At 65.3% G+C, this 16,269-nt stretch carries 19 protein-coding genes and 1 tRNA gene; 10 read left to right on the top strand and 10 right to left on the bottom strand.

All coding sequences use genetic code 11. The annotated features are described in order from the left end of the window. Nucleotides 1-36 precede the first annotated feature (36 nt). Nucleotides 37-1,104: a hypothetical protein gene (locus H7J73_RS20870; protein ID WP_264069562.1), complete on the top strand. Its 1,068-nt coding sequence runs from the start codon at nt 37-39 to the stop codon at nt 1,102-1,104. A 9-nt stretch (nt 1,105-1,113) separates the two neighbouring features. Here the strand turns inward: H7J73_RS20870 and H7J73_RS20865 are convergent, their stop codons facing one another. Then, nucleotides 1,114-2,361 carry a sensor domain-containing phosphodiesterase gene (locus H7J73_RS20865; RefSeq protein ID WP_264069561.1) on the bottom strand — a complete coding sequence of 416 codons (1,248 nt, stop codon included), beginning with the start codon at nt 2,359-2,361 and terminating at the stop codon, nt 1,114-1,116. Between the two features lie 354 nt (nt 2,362-2,715). On the opposite strand from H7J73_RS20865, the gene H7J73_RS20860 reads away from it, so the two are divergent. Beyond that, the gene (locus H7J73_RS20860; protein ID WP_264069560.1) at nt 2,716-3,150 is read left to right on the top strand and encodes a DUF3375 family protein; all 435 of its coding nucleotides are present in this window, start codon (nt 2,716-2,718) and stop codon (nt 3,148-3,150) included. Continuing rightward, nucleotides 3,065-3,838, top strand: a complete 774-nt coding sequence (locus H7J73_RS20855; protein WP_264069559.1) for a DUF3375 family protein — start codon at nt 3,065-3,067, stop codon at nt 3,836-3,838. Before H7J73_RS20860 ends, H7J73_RS20855 begins: the two co-directional genes overlap by 86 nt. Before the next feature lie 28 nt (nt 3,839-3,866). Here H7J73_RS20855 and H7J73_RS20850 read toward each other — a convergent pair. From H7J73_RS20850 to pgm, 3 genes are all read right to left on the bottom strand, one after another. Further along, nucleotides 3,867-3,939 (bottom strand) — tRNA-Ala (locus H7J73_RS20850). A 55-nt stretch (nt 3,940-3,994) separates the two neighbouring features. Continuing rightward, nucleotides 3,995-5,263, bottom strand: coding sequence for an MFS transporter (locus H7J73_RS20845; protein WP_264069558.1), 1,269 nt, complete (start codon nt 5,261-5,263; stop codon nt 3,995-3,997). Nucleotides 5,264-5,295: 32 nt separating this feature from the next. Then, nucleotides 5,296-6,930, bottom strand: coding sequence for a phosphoglucomutase (alpha-D-glucose-1,6-bisphosphate-dependent) (gene pgm, locus H7J73_RS20840; RefSeq protein ID WP_264069557.1), 1,635 nt, complete (start codon nt 6,928-6,930; stop codon nt 5,296-5,298). 160 nt (nt 6,931-7,090) lie between these two features. Here pgm and crcB (H7J73_RS20835) point away from each other — a divergent pair, with 160 nt between their 5' ends. Genes crcB (H7J73_RS20835) through H7J73_RS20825 form a run of 3 tightly spaced genes read left to right on the top strand, consistent with a single transcriptional unit; the run spans nt 7,091 to nt 8,909 of the window. Beyond that, nucleotides 7,091-7,489 (top strand): fluoride efflux transporter CrcB, encoded by a 399-nt coding sequence (crcB, locus tag H7J73_RS20835; protein WP_264069556.1) that lies wholly within the window; start codon nt 7,091-7,093, stop codon nt 7,487-7,489. After that, the gene (gene crcB / locus H7J73_RS20830) at nt 7,486-7,851 is read left to right on the top strand and encodes a fluoride efflux transporter CrcB (RefSeq protein WP_264069555.1); all 366 of its coding nucleotides are present in this window, start codon (nt 7,486-7,488) and stop codon (nt 7,849-7,851) included. The genes crcB (H7J73_RS20835) and crcB (H7J73_RS20830) overlap by 4 nt, the downstream gene beginning before the upstream one ends. Continuing rightward, the gene (locus H7J73_RS20825; RefSeq protein WP_264069554.1) at nt 7,848-8,909 is read left to right on the top strand and encodes a DUF190 domain-containing protein; all 1,062 of its coding nucleotides are present in this window, start codon (nt 7,848-7,850) and stop codon (nt 8,907-8,909) included. The genes crcB (H7J73_RS20830) and H7J73_RS20825 overlap by 4 nt, the downstream gene beginning before the upstream one ends. 22 nt (nt 8,910-8,931) lie before the next feature. Here the strand turns inward: H7J73_RS20825 and H7J73_RS20820 are convergent, their stop codons facing one another. The 3 genes from H7J73_RS20820 to H7J73_RS20810 are packed head-to-tail and all read right to left on the bottom strand — an operon-like array spanning nt 8,932 to nt 11,357. Beyond that, a complete protein-coding gene (locus tag H7J73_RS20820) occupies nt 8,932-9,357 on the bottom strand; it encodes a hypothetical protein (RefSeq protein ID WP_264069553.1) in 426 nt (141 codons plus the stop codon). Next, the gene (locus tag H7J73_RS20815; RefSeq protein WP_264069551.1) at nt 9,354-10,232 is read right to left on the bottom strand and encodes an LLM class F420-dependent oxidoreductase; all 879 of its coding nucleotides are present in this window, start codon (nt 10,230-10,232) and stop codon (nt 9,354-9,356) included. The genes H7J73_RS20820 and H7J73_RS20815 overlap by 4 nt, the downstream gene beginning before the upstream one ends. A gap of 45 nt (nt 10,233-10,277) precedes the next feature. Further along, a complete protein-coding gene (locus tag H7J73_RS20810) occupies nt 10,278-11,357 on the bottom strand; it encodes an NAD(P)H-dependent amine dehydrogenase family protein (RefSeq protein WP_264069549.1) in 1,080 nt (359 codons plus the stop codon). A gap of 256 nt (nt 11,358-11,613) precedes the next feature. Here H7J73_RS20810 and H7J73_RS20805 point away from each other — a divergent pair, with 256 nt between their 5' ends. Genes H7J73_RS20805 through H7J73_RS20795 form a run of 3 tightly spaced genes read left to right on the top strand, consistent with a single transcriptional unit; the run spans nt 11,614 to nt 13,477 of the window. Then, entirely contained in the window at nt 11,614-12,207 is a 594-nt protein-coding gene (locus H7J73_RS20805) for a MarR family transcriptional regulator (protein ID WP_264069548.1), read from the top strand. Beyond that, entirely contained in the window at nt 12,204-12,689 is a 486-nt protein-coding gene (locus tag H7J73_RS20800; RefSeq protein WP_264069547.1) for a VOC family protein, read from the top strand. Before H7J73_RS20805 ends, H7J73_RS20800 begins: the two co-directional genes overlap by 4 nt. Further along, the gene (locus H7J73_RS20795; protein WP_264069546.1) at nt 12,686-13,477 is read left to right on the top strand and encodes an SDR family NAD(P)-dependent oxidoreductase; all 792 of its coding nucleotides are present in this window, start codon (nt 12,686-12,688) and stop codon (nt 13,475-13,477) included. The genes H7J73_RS20800 and H7J73_RS20795 overlap by 4 nt, the downstream gene beginning before the upstream one ends. Here the strand turns inward: H7J73_RS20795 and H7J73_RS20790 are convergent. Then, nucleotides 13,474-14,052, bottom strand: coding sequence for a YdcF family protein (locus H7J73_RS20790; RefSeq protein ID WP_264069545.1), 579 nt, complete (start codon nt 14,050-14,052; stop codon nt 13,474-13,476). The genes H7J73_RS20795 and H7J73_RS20790 overlap by 4 nt on opposite strands. A 143-nt stretch (nt 14,053-14,195) precedes the next feature. Further along, nucleotides 14,196-14,366 carry a hypothetical protein gene (locus H7J73_RS20785; protein ID WP_264069544.1) on the bottom strand — a complete coding sequence of 57 codons (171 nt, stop codon included), beginning with the start codon at nt 14,364-14,366 and terminating at the stop codon, nt 14,196-14,198. Nucleotides 14,367-14,823: 457 nt separating this feature from the next. On the opposite strand from H7J73_RS20785, the gene H7J73_RS20780 reads away from it, so the two are divergent. Then, nucleotides 14,824-15,585, top strand: coding sequence for a glucose 1-dehydrogenase (locus H7J73_RS20780; protein WP_264069542.1), 762 nt, complete (start codon nt 14,824-14,826; stop codon nt 15,583-15,585). On the opposite strand, the gene H7J73_RS20775 is transcribed toward H7J73_RS20780, so the two are convergent. Further along, nucleotides 15,586-16,197 (bottom strand): TetR family transcriptional regulator, encoded by a 612-nt coding sequence (locus tag H7J73_RS20775; RefSeq protein WP_264069541.1) that lies wholly within the window; start codon nt 16,195-16,197, stop codon nt 15,586-15,588. Between the last annotated feature and the right edge of the window lie 72 nt (nt 16,198-16,269).

Here is a 16,269-nt window from a genome sequence, read left to right as displayed (position 1 = left end):
AAAGCCATGGGTCGGCACAGGGGCACGGCGAGGTCCGTGGGTTACGTCGGCGGATTGGCGCTGGCCATGGGGGTCGGGGCCGCCGTGTTCGGCGGCGCTGGGCTCGCCCACGCCGATGAATCCAGTGGAAGCCACTCGGCCGGGGCACCCCAGGCGCAAGCCTCGACGCACTCGGCAGCGCCCGGTGGATCGGTGGGCGCGCGATCGCACAAACCAGCTGCGTTCACTGTGCCGACGCCGCGGGGCCTCGCCACTGCCACGAACTCACGGGCTCCGGCGAAGCGGGCGGCCACCGCCTCGGGAAATGTGCGTTCCGTCGTCAGCTCGCCGAGGGCGGGCGCCGATGATGCGCCGGCGGCGCCGACGCCGGTCCTGCTCGGCGCGCTCGCGTTGATCGGTCGTGAGGTCGAACGGCTCTGCGCGGACCACACAGCGTCGACCGCTGCATTCACCGCCGCCGCGGCCTACGCGAATGCCCATCCGGCAACCACTTCCGCGGTCCCCAGCGCCGGGGACGAAACCCGAACCCCCTACGGCGACATCGGCAAATGGATGTTGCAGCCCCACGGGCAGATCTCGAATTACGGTGGACAGATCTACAGCGGCAAGACGCTGCTGGAACCGGTCAACGTCATCATCGTGGATCCGTCATCCACGACCACGGCACAGGCCGCCCAGAAACTCAATGCTGCGATGTTCTGGGCTGGTTTCCCCGCGCAACCAATTCACAGCTCCGGTTTTCAGGGCAGAATCGACGACGTCCTCTACGGCCAGCAGCCCGGGGTCCCCCTATTCGGCTTCTCCGACAGCTTTTTCGTCTTCCCCAACGACCACGGCCGCATTTTCGGGCCCGATCCGGTCGAGACCAGCTCCGGGTACGTCTGGAGTGGTGCGTTCAGCACCGAAACACTGGGTGTCTCCAACTTCCTACCCGCCCACATCTATGTTTCGTCCGATATGGCGCGAACCGCATTGGCCATGCGGCTCATTCTCAGCGGCCGAGCGACATTCGTCGGCATGGTCCCGTTGGACAATGCATATAACAACGCGACCACAACCACGGGCGACCACGACGGTTACGCCGTCGCCCTGCAGCTGAGGTAAGCCCCGCGTTCAGTGAATTCGGTCTAGCAGGTTGCGGGCGACAACGGTGACCAGCACCCGGTCGTAGGTGATGATGAGATCGAAGCGGCGCTCCCCCTCGGGCACTGAGCCGACGGCGTCCTGTTCGCGGGCGATCAGCGCCGCAGCATGGTGCGGCCCGAGTATCAGCACGATCCACAGCGCGCACAGCGGATCGGCCGGGTCGAGGTCCACCCCACGGATGCCGGCGCCCAGATCGGCGGGTAAGCCGGCGCCGAAGATGGCCACCAATGGTGACGTCGCTGCAATCTCGCGATAGCGCGCTCGGGTGGATCCGGTGAAGTGCTCGGCCCGCTGCACCGCGGTGAGCACCATCGGCGGGTCGGTGGCGTGGCGCGCCTGGGCTTCGATGTGGCGGGAGAACGGAATCAGAGTGGCTTTGCGCGCGGTCCGCCCCGAGATCTTCGCTGCCACGAAGTCGAACGGCGAATCGGTGTCGGACTGCACCTGCGGCTTCATCGGCGGCAGAGACCACCGCACCGACGGCTGCTCGGACAGCGGCTCGGGACGTCCGAACTGATAACCCTGGCCGAGCGTCGCGCCCAGCGCCAGCGCCTGCTCGAGGTGCTCCTCGGACTCGATGCCCTCGGCGAGCAGCACCGCTCCGGTGCGCTCTCGATGCGCGAGGACCGCAGCCAGAATGCGTGCCTGATCATCGGTGGGATGCGATTGCACCAGGTGCAGGTCGAGCTTCACCACGTCCGGACAGATGACGTCGAGCAATGCTAGCGAATCAGGATGCGCCCCAACGTCATCGAGCGCAAGACCGAACCCGTCGGCGCGTAAGCTGGCCACCTTGGTCAACAGGGCACGTGGATGCTTCAACAGACTGCGCTCGGTGAGTTCGAACATGACCTGGAACTCGTCGTGCGCACGGGCCAGCAGTTGGTTGCTCGCCCGGTCGGCATAGGCGCTGAGCGGCTCGCAGTTGAGCATCAACAGCGAGCCCCGGGACAGACCACGACGAAGCGCATTCTCGATCGCGGCGTCGATACACATCTGGTCAAGACGGTCGATGCGGCCGGTCTCCGCAGCGTGAGAGAAGACCGCCTCCGGATCCGGGTCACTCAGTGCGGGCCACCGGGTGAGCGCCTCGAAACCGACCACCGCGCCATCGGTCAGCAAGACGATGGGCTGAAAAGCAGGGTCCAGGCCCTCGCCGGACACGGCGACGTCCAAGACGTCGAGCCCGGGCAGATCTGAAGCGGCAACGGGCAACGCATCACCCCCTAGCGCTAGAGAATGAGCGTATCCCCCGCCGCGCGCTGCCGTCGGTTGTTTCCCATCCGGAGGGAGGGCAAACGCATTCGAAGCCATTAGGGGTCACGCGTGATGAATCCATGTGCATCAAGGGCGATTACGCGGACGAGCGGCAAAGGTGGTGAAACCCCTTTCCAACCATGTCAATGCTCGAAAAGGCCTGAACTCGGTGGAATCGGGCACCCGTAATCGAGGGTGTCAGGCCATCAAGAACGGCCTTGGCCGACAACTGACCCCCAGGCCCGATCGCACGACTGGGAAGCCCCTTGCCCACACGCCCAACTTGTCGCCGCTCGGGCTTACCCTCACACGGTGGGGATAACGTCGTCGGTACTGCGCTATCAGCGCCTGCAGAAGGAGGCGCCGGAGTGGTCGCTACTTCGCGCCCGAACCGCAGGCCTGATCGTCGCCGTGGTCCAGGACTACTTCCCGCCCGAGCGGCGTATCCGTGCCGCAGCCGAGGTGATCGCCGAGCTCGAGCAGGATCTAGAACAGCTCCGCGAGACCGCTGCAGAATTTGTTGAGTCGACCACCTCCGCGTACATAACCAGTTGGGTGGGTGCTGGCTATCTCATTCGTCGCCCGGGTGAGACACGCGATAGCGAAACACTGACACCGTCAGTAGCCGCCCTGAACGCGGCGGCCATGGTGAGCGGAGTCGGTGAGCGGAGTCGAATCACCACAGCGCGCCGCATCGGCGTCACGGCTGGGTTCCATCGCATCGAACCTGGTTGCGCTGCAACATGACTCGGACCCGAATTCCGCAACCCGACTCGCGTTGCTTGAGGCTGAACGAGACGCCATCGAACTTCGCATCGCTGAGGTGCGGGCCGGCGATTTCGCGGTGCTCGACCCGGACACTGCGAAGGAGCGTGTCGCCGAGACATTGAGCCTGGCGCAGGAGGTACCCGCGGATTTCGCCCGGGTGCGATCGACCATCGAAGGTCTCAGCCGGGAGCTGCGCGCCAAGATCCTCGACGACACCGCCGAGGGCGGCGCGACATTGGGCAACGTGTTCCGCGGCGTCGACTTGCTGGCTGAATCGGAGGCCAGGCGCTCCGTCAACGGTTTCTACGATCTGATCCTCGATGCCGAGCAGTCGACCCGCCTACAGGAGGCGATCACCGCGATCCTGTCCCGCGATTTCGCCGCAGATCTCCCGCAACAGGCGCGCACGGAACTCAGAACGCTGCTCTCGCGGCTGGAAGACGAAGCCGCCACCGTTCGGCAGACCATGCTGCTGTTGTCGCGGTCGCTTCGTCACTTCGTGCTGTCGCGCCAGTACGAGGTGCACCGGCGGCTGGGTCAGCTGATCCAGCGCTGTCAGTCACTGGCCGTGCAGGTGAGCGCTCAGCACCGTCCAGAACCGGCAAGAGCAAGCGATACGCCCATACTCAGAAATGAATCCCGCCAACAAACCAAAAACCCGCTCTGACCGAGGTCAGAGCGGGTTTTTTCGTGGGTGGAGCTAAGGGGATTCGAACCCCTGACCCCCACACTGCCAGTGTGGTGCGCTACCAACTGCGCCATAGCCCCTGAAGTCGTGCTCACCGAAGTTACACCACACCCGGGTGCCACTCAAAACCGCTGGTTAAGACTGCTCCCCACCGGGTTCCGGCGCAAGGCTGCCAACCGTCGTCGGCTCCGCGGGGGGCCGAAGCCTCGTTTCGGGCGCAAATACCCAGCCGACCGCTGCGACCAGCAGGATTACCCCGCTGACGACGAATGCGGCGGCATAGCTCAGGTGCTGGGCAATCTGGCCCACCGCCAGTGAGCCCAGGATGGTGCCGACATCGGACATCATCTGGAAAGTGGCGACCGCGGTGCCGCCCCGGGCCTTGTTGCCGATGATGTCGGCGACGGCGGCCTGCTGTGGCGAGGTGAACATCCCCGACGCGGCACCGGCGATGTAGGCACTGGCCACGAACAGCGGCAATGAATCGGCGAATCCCGCCGCAACCGTCGACACCCCGGACGCACTGAGCCCGATGATGAGCAGGGCCCGCCGGCCGACGCGATCGGACAGGTAGCCGCTCGGAATCACCGCCGAGACGTTGCCGATCGCGAACACCGCCAACGTCAGCCCGGCAATCCCTGGCCCTCGATGCAGGACCTCGGTGACGAATAGCGGCACCAGCGCCACTCGTAGACCGTAGACCGCCCAGCCCGTCGCGAAGTTCGAGAACAGGGCCGATCGGTAGGCCTGATTGCGCAACGCGACCCCCAGCGTCATCGCCGGTTCGGTGTGCACGGCGGGCGCGGTCAGCGACGAGTTACGCAGGCTGAAGAACACCACCGCCGCGGCGAGCAAGAGTGCGACGCCGTAGATGACGAACGGCGCGGACAGGCCGAGCCCGACGGTGACACTGCCGAGCACCGGCCCGCCCACCGATCCGACCAGGAACGCCGAGGAGAACATGCCGGCCACCCGGCCGCGGGCATCCGGAGGCGAGATGCGGATCATCAGCCCCAGCGACGAGACGCTGAACATCGCCGACCCCAGTCCGCCCAGCGACCGGAACAGCAACAGCTGCCAATACGTCTGAGCGAACGCGCACGCGCCGGTCGAGAGCGCCACGATCATCAAGCCGGCCAGATACACCCGTCGCTCGCCCAGTCGCTGGATCAGCACGCCGCTGGCGGGGGCCGAGCACAACCGCATCAGCGCGAACGCGGTGATGACGAAAGTGGCTGCGCTGATGCTGACACCGAAGTTGCGGGCGTACTGCGGCAATACCGGCGAGACCACGCCGTAGCCGAGCGCGATGAACGCGTTGGCGACGATCAGCACCCAGATTTCGTAGGGCAGCTTCGGCTTGGCGGTAGCCGACGGACAGTCACCCTCCGTAACAGAACTCACCCGCGGAACTTTAGTGCCCGCCGCCAGCGTGCCTAGGAGATGACGGCGTTCACCACGTCACGTGCCGCAGCCTGCACCTCGGCCAGGTGCTCGGGCCCCTTGAAGGACTCGGCATAGATCTTGTAAACGTCTTCGGTGCCCGACGGTCGCGCCGCGAACCACGCGTTCTCCGTGGTCACCTTCAGCCCACCCAGCGGTGCTCCGTTGCCGGGGGCGGTGGTGAGCTTGGCGGTGATCGGCTCCCCCGCCAGCTCAGTCGCGCTGACCTGCTCGGCTGACAGCTTGGCCAGCCGAGCCTTCTGCTCGCGGTCGGCAGGCGCGTCGACGCGGGCGTACGTCGGCGCACCGTACTGCTCGGCGAGCTCGGCATAGCGTTGCGACGGCGTCTTACCGGTCACAGCCAGGATCTCCGAGGCCAGCAGCGCCAAGATGATGCCGTCCTTATCGGTGGTCCAGACGCTACCGTCGAGACGCAAGAAGGATGCCCCCGCGGATTCCTCGCCGCCGAAACCGATTGTGCCGCCGAGCAATCCGTCGACGAACCACTTGAAGCCGACAGGCACCTCGATCAACTTGCGGCCGATCCCGGCGACCACCCGGTCGATGATCGAACTGCTGACGGCTGTCTTGCCGACCGCGACGTCACCCGGCCAGTGGGGCCGATGGGTGTAGAGGTAATCGATGGCCACCGCCAGGTAGTGATTGGGGTTCATCAACCCGCCGTCGGGCGTGACGATCCCATGCCGGTCGGAGTCCGCATCATTGCCGGTGGCGATCTGATAATCGCCGATCTTGCCGATAAGACTGGCCATCGCGTTCGGCGAGCTGCAGTCCATCCGGATCTTGCCATCCGTGTCGAGGGTCATGAATCGCCACGTCGCGTCCACCAGTGGATTGACGACGGTCAGCTCGAGCTTGTGCTGCTCGGCGATGGCCCCCCAGTAGTCGACGCTGGCGCCACCGAGTGGGTCGGCACCGATCCGGATGCCTTCGGCACGGATGGCGTGGATGTCGACGACGTTCGGCAGGTCGCTGACGTAGGCATCCAGGTAGTCGTGCCGCTGTGCGGTCTGCAAGGCCCGGGCCAGCGGGATCCGCTTCACGTCCTTGAGGCCGTCGCGCAGAATCTCGTTGGCTCGCTTGGCGATCGCACCGGTGGCATCGGTATCGGCAGGTCCACCGTTGGGCGGGTTGTACTTGAAGCCACCGTCGCGCGGCGGGTTGTGCGACGGGGTGACCACGATACCGTCGGACAGATCACTGTCCCGGCCCCGGTTGAACGTCAGGATGGCGTGGCTGACGGCCGGTGTCGGCGTGTAGCGGTCGGCCGAATCGATCATGGCCACAACATCGTTGGCGGCCAATACTTCCAGCGCCGACACCCAGGCCGGTTCGGACAGCCCGTGGGTGTCCCGCCCGATGAACAGCGGTCCGGTGGTTCCCTGCCCGGCGCGGTACTCGACGATGGCTTGCGTGGTCGCGAGAATATGCGCCTCGTTGAACGCACCGTCGAGTGCGGAGCCCCGATGCCCAGACGTACCGAACACCACCTGCTGGTTGACGTCGTCGGGGTCGGGTTGGACGCTGTAATACGCCGTGACGAGATGAGATAGGTCGATGAGATCTTCTGGTTGCGCCGGCTGTCCGGCACGCGCATTGGCAGCCATGTCGTCAATACTGCCTGGGCCGGGTGGCTTGTGTCTGGTTGTCGAGCGCCGTGTTCATATTCAGTTCGCCGGGCTCTCGCTTGCGGAACTGTCTACGCCTGCCGCGCCAACGGTCCGGTTGCCCCCATAATCCATAGGGACACCACGGAAAGGACGGCGCTTGTTCGGGCACGACAATCGCGAGCTGGCTGCTGTTTTCGCCGGTGGGGCCGTGGGCACACTGGCCCGAGCCGGCCTCGCCACCTGGCTGGCACCCAATCCGGACGCGTGGCCCTGGGCGACGTTCATCGTGAACATCGTCGGCGCGTTCCTCCTCGGCTACTTCACCACCCGCCTTCTCGAACGGCTGCCGCTGTCCAGCTATCGGCGCCCGCTGCTCGGTACCGGGTTGTGCGGTGGGCTGACCACGTTCTCGACCATGCAGGTCGAGACGTTGCGCATGCTCGAGCACCATCACTATGGGCTGGCGATCAGCTACGTCCTGGTCAGTGTCGTGTTTGGCTACGGCGCGGTCTACCTCGCGACGGCGCTGGTGCGACGGGCACGAGTGCATCGATGAACGTCGCGGTCTGGGCCGGTGTGGCGGTCGTCGGCGGGTTCGGTGCGATAGCCCGGTTCATGGTCGACCGCGCGGTGGCCCGACGGGTGGCGCGGCGGTTCCCCTTCGGCACACTGGCGGTCAACATCTCCGGTGCAGTGCTGCTGGGTTTCATCGGCGGGTTGGCGCTGAGCCACCAGGCAGCGCTGCTGGCCGGCACCGCGTTCGTCGGCGCCTACACCACCTTCTCCACCTGGGTGCTGGAGACGCACCGGTCGGCCGAGGAGCGTCAGGTCAAGGCTGCGGTGGCCAATATCGTCGTCAGCGTGGCACTCGGGGTGGCCGCGGCATTCCTGGGCCAATGGGTTGCGGGGCGGCTGTGACCGAAATCATCAAGCTCACTGCATATTTCGCGGAGCGGGAGCGGACCGGCAGCCAATTCCTGGCTGACGGCATTCTCGACCTGTATGGCACCCGCAAGGTCGCCACCAGTGTGGTGACCCGCGGTATCGCCAGCTTCGGACCGCGCGGGATCGTCCGCTCCGATGAGTCGCTGTCCATGTCCGAAGACCTCCCGGTGGCGATCACCGCCGTCGACATCCCCGAGCGCATCGATGCGGTGATCGACGATGTCGTGGCGCTGACCAATCGCGGCACCCTCACGATGGAGCGCGGCCAACTGGCCACCGGCGAGGTCGTCGGTCACAGCTCCGACGCCACCCAGCTGACCTTGCTACTGGGCCGTCAGCAGCGCCTCGCGGGCTCGGCCGCATATTTCACAGTGTGCGAGATCCTCTATCGGTCCGGATTTGCCGGTGCCGCAGCATTTCTCGGCGTCGACGGCACCGTCGATGGCCAGCGGCGCAGAGCCAAGTTCTTTAGCCGCAACCCGGATATCCCCCTGCTGGTGGTCGGTGTCGGCACCGCCAGCCAGGTGGCGTCGGCCTGCGCCGAGCTACGCGCACTCATCCCGGACCCGCTATTGATGATCGAGCGTGTCCGGGTCTGTAAACGCAACGGGGAGTTGATCGAGCGCCCGCACGCGCTCCCGGCCAAGGACGCCCAGGGGCTGGATCTGTTCCAGAAATTGTCGATCCACACCCCCGAGGACGCCCTGCACGACGGGGCCCCTATTCACCGGGCGCTGCTGCGTGGCTTACGCGAGTCCAGGCGTGTCAGCGGCGCGACCGTGCTGCGCGCCCTATGGGGATTTCACGACGGACGCGCGCCCCACGGTGACCGGCTGCTGCAACTGAGCCGACATGTCCCCGTTACCACCGTCGTCGTCGATACCCCGGACGCGATTGCCGCCGCCTTCGAGATTGTCGACGAGGTCACCGGCGAGCGTGGACTGGTCACCAGCGAGATGGTTCCCGCCGCGATAGCGATCGACCGCGGGCACCAGCGTGGTGGACGGCACCTGGCGCGACACCGGTACTGATCAAGAAGCTCGGCCGCGTACCTCAGGCCCCCAGTAACAGAATGCCCGTCACCAGCAACGACATTGCCTTGATCGCCTCGAATGCGATGTAGACGTAGTGCCCGCGCGATCGCGGCGCATCGCTCCCGGCGAGTACCGCATCCGATCTGCGGGTCAGCGCCGGACGAACCAGCAGCAGCTGCACCAGGAGTGCCCCGATCGCCACCCCGGCGGCCGCCTCGACACGCAGGGGCGGCCAATGGAACGCGAAGGTCCCCACGAGGAGCGCCGCAAGCAGCAGCTCGCAGATGTTGAGCGCGCGAAACACCAACCGCCCGATGCCCAGTCCGACCCGTAACGTCACGCCGGGCGCGCGGAACTTCAACGGCGCTTCGATAAACGAGATCGCCAACACCATGCCGAGCCAGACGAAGACCACGGCGATCGCCACCGACCATGGGCCGCTCATGCCGATTTCAGCACCGGGTTCCACTGTCGCGCCAGGTCCGCGACCCAGGCCCGGGCAGTGTCTGGGTCGTCCGGCGGACTGGCGACGAGTACGAGCTCGTCGATGCCGATATCAGCGAGCCGGCCGATATCGGCAGACTGCGGGTCTACTAGGGCGACTGCGAGCCGCAGGTCGCCAGGGTCACGCACGGCCTCACGGCACAGCCGACGCACGGTCGACGCGCACTGGGCGACTTCCTCGACGTCGGCCAGGTTGAAGCCGTACCATCCGTCCCCCCAGGTGGCCGCTCGGCGCAGTGCCGACTCGCTGTTTCCACCGAGCACCACCGGGATGTGATGGTTGCGTAGCGGTTTCGGGTTCACCCGAATGTTGTCGAAGTTGACGAAGTCACCGTGGAACGACGCCACGTCGTCACGCCAGACGACGCGCATCGCCTCCACATACTCCGCGGTACGCGCTCCGCGGCGGCCGAACGGGACGCCAAGGGCCTCGAATTCCTCTTGCGACCAACCGATTCCGACCCCGAGCGTCAGCCGGCCACCGCTGAGCTTGTCCAGCGACGCGGCTTGCTTGGCGACCAGCACCGGATTGTGTTCGGGCAGCAGCATTACGCCGGTGGCCAGTCCGATGGAGGTCGTCGCCGCGGCGGCGAAGCTCAGGCAGATCAGTGGGTCGAGCCAGTCCGCGACCGCAGGCACCGCAATCGTGCCGTCTTCGGAATACGGGTAGCTCGAGGTGGACTCGTCGACCATCACAACGTGCTCGCCGGCCCACAGCGTCGCGAATCCCGCCTGTTCAGCGGCGAGCGACACAGCATCGATCACTGCGCGTTCAGAACCGGTGCCGATACCCAGCGCGTGCAACCCGAGATCCACCCGCTGATCATGGCACGCCCCTCCAGCCGCACTACCGACTCACCCTCAGGTCTGCAGCCCCAGAAAAGGACGGAGGGGCGCGGTCACGGGCAGGTCGAGGGCGGTGTGGATACCCGGCGGCGCGGCGACCACGTACGGGATGGCGTTGACCACCCGCATCGTGGTGGCGATCATCCCGTCCTCGCCGGGCGAGTCGCCGTCGCCGATGGTCAGTTCACAGGTCAAAGACGGTGTGCCTTCGATGACCACCCGGTAGGTGCCGTCCCGCGCCGCGACGGGCCACTGCGGTGCGATATCGACGGCCATTCGGTTCACGTGTTCGATCACAATGGCCGGCCGGCCGCCGACGATCCCGATGGTTTCCATGCGAATTGCCCCGCAGGTGCCTTCCTCGATGATCCCCGCCGCGACTTCGAGCTTGCGCGGCGCCTCGACCCGTTCGTAGGTCTCGGCGATATCGTCGAGTTCCACGCCGAGCGCTGCCGCGACGAAGTGCACAGGTGGTCCCCACGCGAAACGTTGAGACCCGCCAAGACTCATCAGTGGTGCGTAATCCATGGGTCGGCCGAAGCCGAATACGTCGAACATCATGAAGGTGTTCGGGTATTCGCTGTAGTCGAAGATCTCCTGCGTCCTGATCGACGTGATGGTGCTCGACAACGTGCTCAACAGAACGGCGAGCTGGTCGCCCGCGAAGCCCGGTTCCAGTCCCGAGGCGTACAACGAGGCGCCACCCTTGAGGGACGCGGCGCGAACGGCTTCGGCGTAATGAGGTACCCACGCATCCGGGAACACCAGGCCCGGTGAGCTGGTGGTGACGACGTTGATGCCGGCGCTGAGCAGCCGGACATAATCGGGTACCGCGGCGGCGTCGAGGTCCGGTCCGCTGGCCGCGTAAACCACACAATCCGGCGCTGCCTCGATGATGTCGTCGAGCGCGCCCGTCGCCACGACGCCGACCGGGGCGCCACCTGCCAACTCACCCGCATCTACGCCGACCTTGGCCGGCGAATGGACCCACAGCCCGGTGAGTGTCAGGTCGTGGCGCCTGCCGATCGCGCGAATCGCCTCCGTACCAATACCGCCCGAGGCGATCACTGCGATGCGCAGAGCACCGGATCCCATGCGTGTCCCTTCGTCGTAGCGGACCGTCCGCATAACTGACTAATAGTCAGCAAGTTCTTCTGTCGGTCCAGCCGTCACAGACCAGCGGACGATATCGCGGCCGGCACTGGAGTCACACCAAACAGGCGGAGAATAGCTGGAATTCACAAACAGCAGAGACGCTGGCGGTACGTGTCGACCCATTGACATCGTGATCTAAGTCATAGTCTAATAGTCCCTTCGACCGGCCCACTCTCCTACCAGCATCGGAGCCCATGTGCCTGCCCCGGGCCGCAACGGCGCTTCCGACGATCTGCCCACCACGGCGTATCTGGTATTGGGGATCCTGGCCGCTTTCGACAAGCCGTTGACCGCCGGCGAGATCAAAACCCGCGCCGAATTCTCGGTCGGCTACTTCTACTGGTCACCGTCTGTCAGTCATGTCCGTCGCGAACTGACCCGGCTGGCCGACCGGGACATGGTCAGCCACAACGAGACTCATACCGGAAAACGGACCAGCACACTTCATCAGGCCACCGACCGCGGTCTGGCCGCCCTGCGCGGCTGGGTGAAGACCATGCCCGTCAGCGACCAGGTGGTCATCAAACATCCGGTGATCCTCAAGACCTGGCTCGCGCAGGAGGGCGATTCCGCGCAGGTGCTCGACGCGCTCGACCGTCACCTCGCCGCGACCCGGCGCCGTCTCGACGAGGCGCTCTGTAGCCGACAACGCGCTCGGCAGGCGGGGATGGGCGAGGATCCACGGCTGCGGGCCTCGATGGCGGTGCTCAACTACTCGATCCGCGCGCTCTACGGCGAGCTGTCCAATATCGCTGCACTTCGCGACGAGATCGCATTGGAGACAACATGATTGACAGCCGTTTCTCACATCTGGTCGTCGGAGTCACCGACATGGACCGCGCACTGCAGTTCTATCGTGGACTGCTCGGAATGGACGTGGTGTTCGACCAGTCCATCTCGGGTGAGCCGTTCGATACGGCGCTCGGCAGCACGAGCAATCAGGACGGCCGCGTCGTCGGTGGTCTCATCGGCGGGCTCATGGTGGAACTGCTGTCCCTCGGCGCAACCGGGCCCGCCTCGCCTGGTCGGCGGCCGTTCCGGGGCAACCAGAACATCTCACTGTCGGTGGCCGACCTGGATGCCACCCATGGCGCCGTTCTGGACGCGGGCTACCGGCCGGAACAAGAGCCGTTCGAGATCAGCGGAGTGCGAATGTTCTTCGTCAAGGATCCCGACGGAATGCCCGTCGAGTTCATCGAATTCCCGGGCGCAGCAAGAACTTCGTATGAATTGCACCGCGGCACTGCACCACAGAACGGAGAGCGGACATGACATCAGCTGGGATGGGACGGTATTGGCATCCGCACTCGCTGGACGGCCACGCGGTGATCGTCACCGGTGCCGCCAGAGGCATCGGCCGCGGTACCGCCCAGGCGCTGCTCGAACGTGGCGCAGCAGTACTGCTCGTGGACCGTGAGGAATCGGTCGTCGATCTCGCCGCCGAGTTCGTCGCGGCCGGCTTCAAGGCCGAGCACTGTGTGGCCGATCTGCGGGACGCCGCGAGCCCGCAACTGATCGTCACCACGGCAGTGGACAAGCTCGGTGCCGTCACCGCACTGGTGAACAACGCTATTGCCTGCAACGAGCCCAAGCCGTTCACCGACATCACCCAGGAGGACTTCAACCTGGTCTACGACGTCGGGCCACGCGCGACGTTCTTCCTGATGCAGGCGGTCCATCCGATTCTGCAGGCGGCCGGCGGCGGGTCGATCGTCAACTTCGGGTCCGGCAGCGGCACGGTCGGGGAACCGATGTTCGGCGCGTATGCGAGCGCCAAGGAGGCGATCCGCGGGATGTCGTGGGTCGCGGCACTGGAGTGGGGCAAAGACAACATCCGGATCAACGTCGTGTGCCCGTTCGCGAACTCCGATGGAGTGCTCTTCTGGGCCGAGAATTTCACCAAGGACTACGAGCGCGCTGTCCGGCACATCCCATTGCGGCGGGTCGGCGATACTCACGACGACATCGGGGCCATGATCGCGTTCCTGCTCAGTCCGGATGCCTCTTATCTCACTGCCCAGACGATCCACATCGACGGTGGTTCGGGCAGCTTCCGCTAGCCGACGTTGATGAACGGGCTGATGGCGTCGCGGGCGAACTGGACGACGTTGACGCTCGGATCTCCATCCGGATAGCTCACCGTCGCAAGGATATTGCCTCCGGCGTCGGCGAAATTCCCGTCGGCGCGATCCTGATGCGTACTCGACGTGACCAGGATGATGCCCGAGGTGCCCGCATCTTTCGCCAGAGGAACCGAGAACCGGGCGTTCTGGACGGTGCTGTTGGCCTTGTCCTCGACGATGATCCGGTTTGCCGGAAAACCGAGGAGCATCAGCATGTTCCGCATCTGTCCCGCCTCGGTTCTGCCATTCTGCGGATTACCCCCGGTCACGATGATCGGCGATTGCGGGAAGAACTGCGCGACAGTCAGACCGGTCAGGACACGACGGCGCAGGATCGTGCGCATGGTGCCGTCCGGATTGAGTCCGTATCCGAGGATGACGATCGCCGGCTTGGAGAAGTCTTTCGTCGCGACCGGCGGCGCGGCCTGCGAGACCGCCGGCGCAACTCCCCCCAATCCGACCGAGGCGGCGAGAGCCATCGCACCGAGTGCGGCTTTCCATCGGCTGCGCATATGTCCTCTGCTCCCGTGACAGGTGGGGTCGATGTTACTGCCGGGTGTATCGACGCCGAGCGGCCGTTTGTTTCAGCAGCACCCCTTTGAAACACGAAAAGGGGCACCCGCGTCGATGCGGGCGCCCCTGCTGAGCAGTTCTTTTAGGGACTCTGGTGCACGCTGGTGTTGACCTGTGGCACTGAGACGCTGGTCTGGTTCTGCTGGTTAGCCCACACGTTGTGGCCCAAGTCGGCCTGTGCAGGTGCTGCGAACCCAAGAACAGCTGCGGCGAGTCCTGCGCCGACGATGCCGGCCAGCCCAATCTTCTTCATGGTGATGCCTTCGATTCTTCTTGCTCAAATGTTCTGTGTCGGGCCGAGCCTTCGGTTCTTCGTCTCGACCTGATAGATGGAACATGTCCTTCGCAGAGATAATTCCTCTGGGAAGGACCCATGCATCAGCTGTGACTTAGCTATGACGAACCATGCACTGCCGCAATAGGTTCTACGACCCAGGCACCGTGACGCAGGCCACCCAGCACGGCCGGCCGCGCGACCGGGTGACGCATGTCTCACCGCCGGCAGCAGGGCCGCGTCGCGCGGGAGCCCACTGATCGACGGGCCCCGCAGTAGCCCCGCAATAGCCACGGCTGCGGCCGAAGGCACCGCCGAACGACTCACCGCGATACCGGGTTCTTTTGCCACGGCTGATCCCATCCACGACGGCAGCCTGCGATGTTACGGTGCGACTAGACGTTATTTGAGATCTGTCTACTCGAGTGGAGGAATGGTGGCAGGACGGTTGGCCGGCAAGGTCGCTCTGGTCAGCGGCGGCGCCCGCGGAATGGGCGCCTCGCACGCCCGTGCGCTCGCCGCACAGGGCGCCCGGGTGGTGCTCGGCGACATCCTCGACCCCGAGGGTGAATTGGTGGCCAAGGACATCGGGGAGACAGCCCGCTACGTCCACCTCGACGTCACCGAACCCGACGACTGGGCGGCCGCTGTAGCGGTGGCCGTCGCCGAATTCGGCGGGTTGGACATCCTGGTGAACAACGCCGGGATCATGAACTTCGGCATGATCGAGGACTACGAGCTTTCCGACTGGCACAAGATCCTCGACGTCAACCTCACCGGGGTATTCCTCGGCATCCGCGCCGTCGTCGCACCGATGAAGGCCGCGGGCCGCGGTTCCATCATCAATATCTCGTCGATCGAGGGCATGGCGGGAACCATCGCGACCCACGGCTACACCGCGACCAAGTTCGCCGTTCGCGGGCTGACGAAGTCCGTCGCTTTGGAACTGGGCCCCAGCGGAATTCGGGTCAACTCCATCCACCCCGGGCTGATCAAGACGCCGATGACCGACTGGGTTCCCGAGGATATCTTCCAGACCGCCCTCGGCCGCGCCGCCGAGCCGGAGGAAGTGTCGAACCTGGTCGTCTATCTGGCCAGCGACGAGTCGAGTTACTCCACCGGCTCGGAGTTCGTCGTCGACGGCGGCTGCACCGCCGGCCTGGGACACAAGGACTTCTCGGGCATCGAAGCCGAGTGATCAACGCGTAGGACTCTGCGCCAGGATCACACCCGCGGCCCACTCGACCCGGTCCTGACATTCGTCCAGTGACATGTTCCCGGTCAGCAGACCGGTGATGGCACTCGTCAGGATCGCGTTGAGGACGAAGCTCAGGTTCGGGACGTCCTCGGCCGAAAAGCCTTGCAGCAGCCGATCGAACATCTCGGCGTTGGTCGCGTTCATCCGGACGATCGCCGCACTGACATCGGGGTCGGTGGAGGTCACCATCTGCATCATCAGCGCGGACATCTTCGGATTGCGGCCGAATGCCCGCAGCGCGCGTCGCAGATATTCGAGCACGCCCGCCAGCGGATCCGATTGCGGGGAACGGCCAGCCGCCAGCGTGCGGCGAGTCAACCGCTGCTGCCAGTCCTCCAAGGCCGCCGCCAGCAGATGCTCCTTGGATCGGAAGTACCGATACGCGGTGGCCAACGCCACCCCCGACCGTTGGGCGACATCGCGCATCTGCACAGCTTCATGGCCCACTTCACCGATGAGGTCGATGACCGATTCGATCAACGTGGCCCGGCGAATCAACTGGCTGCTGGTCATGCTCTCCAGCGGCACGCGGGTTCCCGCGAACGTGTCCATAACTAGAACTGACCTCTCATTTCTAGTCGATACTACCGCCCGATAGCGGTGCTCTGTGAGCTATAGATCCAG

The sequence above is a fragment of the Mycolicibacterium komossense genome, assembly GCF_025822605.1.
GTDB classification, from domain to species: Bacteria; Actinomycetota; Actinomycetes; order Mycobacteriales; family Mycobacteriaceae; genus Mycobacterium; species Mycobacterium komossense.
This window is presented reverse-complemented; position numbering and strand designations above follow the sequence as displayed.

Excerpts from the sequence above, each read along its gene's own strand:
- pgm (WP_264069557.1), bottom strand. The coding sequence starts at position 6,930 with ATGGCTGCCAATGCGCGTGCCGGACAGCCGGCGCAACCAGAAGATCTC.
- crcB (WP_264069555.1), top strand. The coding sequence starts at position 7,486 with ATGAACGTCGCGGTCTGGGCCGGTGTGGCGGTCGTCGGCGGGTTCGGT.
- H7J73_RS20820 (WP_264069553.1), bottom strand. The coding sequence starts at position 9,357 with ATGAGCGGCCCATGGTCGGTGGCGATCGCCGTGGTCTTCGTCTGGCTC.
- H7J73_RS20810 (WP_264069549.1), bottom strand. The coding sequence starts at position 11,357 with ATGGGATCCGGTGCTCTGCGCATCGCAGTGATCGCCTCGGGCGGTATT.
- H7J73_RS20800 (WP_264069547.1), top strand. The coding sequence starts at position 12,204 with ATGATTGACAGCCGTTTCTCACATCTGGTCGTCGGAGTCACCGACATG.
- H7J73_RS20795 (WP_264069546.1), top strand. The coding sequence starts at position 12,686 with ATGACATCAGCTGGGATGGGACGGTATTGGCATCCGCACTCGCTGGAC.
- H7J73_RS20790 (WP_264069545.1), bottom strand. The coding sequence starts at position 14,052 with ATGCGCAGCCGATGGAAAGCCGCACTCGGTGCGATGGCTCTCGCCGCC.
- H7J73_RS20785 (WP_264069544.1), bottom strand. The coding sequence starts at position 14,366 with ATGAAGAAGATTGGGCTGGCCGGCATCGTCGGCGCAGGACTCGCCGCA.
- H7J73_RS20775 (WP_264069541.1), bottom strand. The coding sequence starts at position 16,197 with ATGGACACGTTCGCGGGAACCCGCGTGCCGCTGGAGAGCATGACCAGC.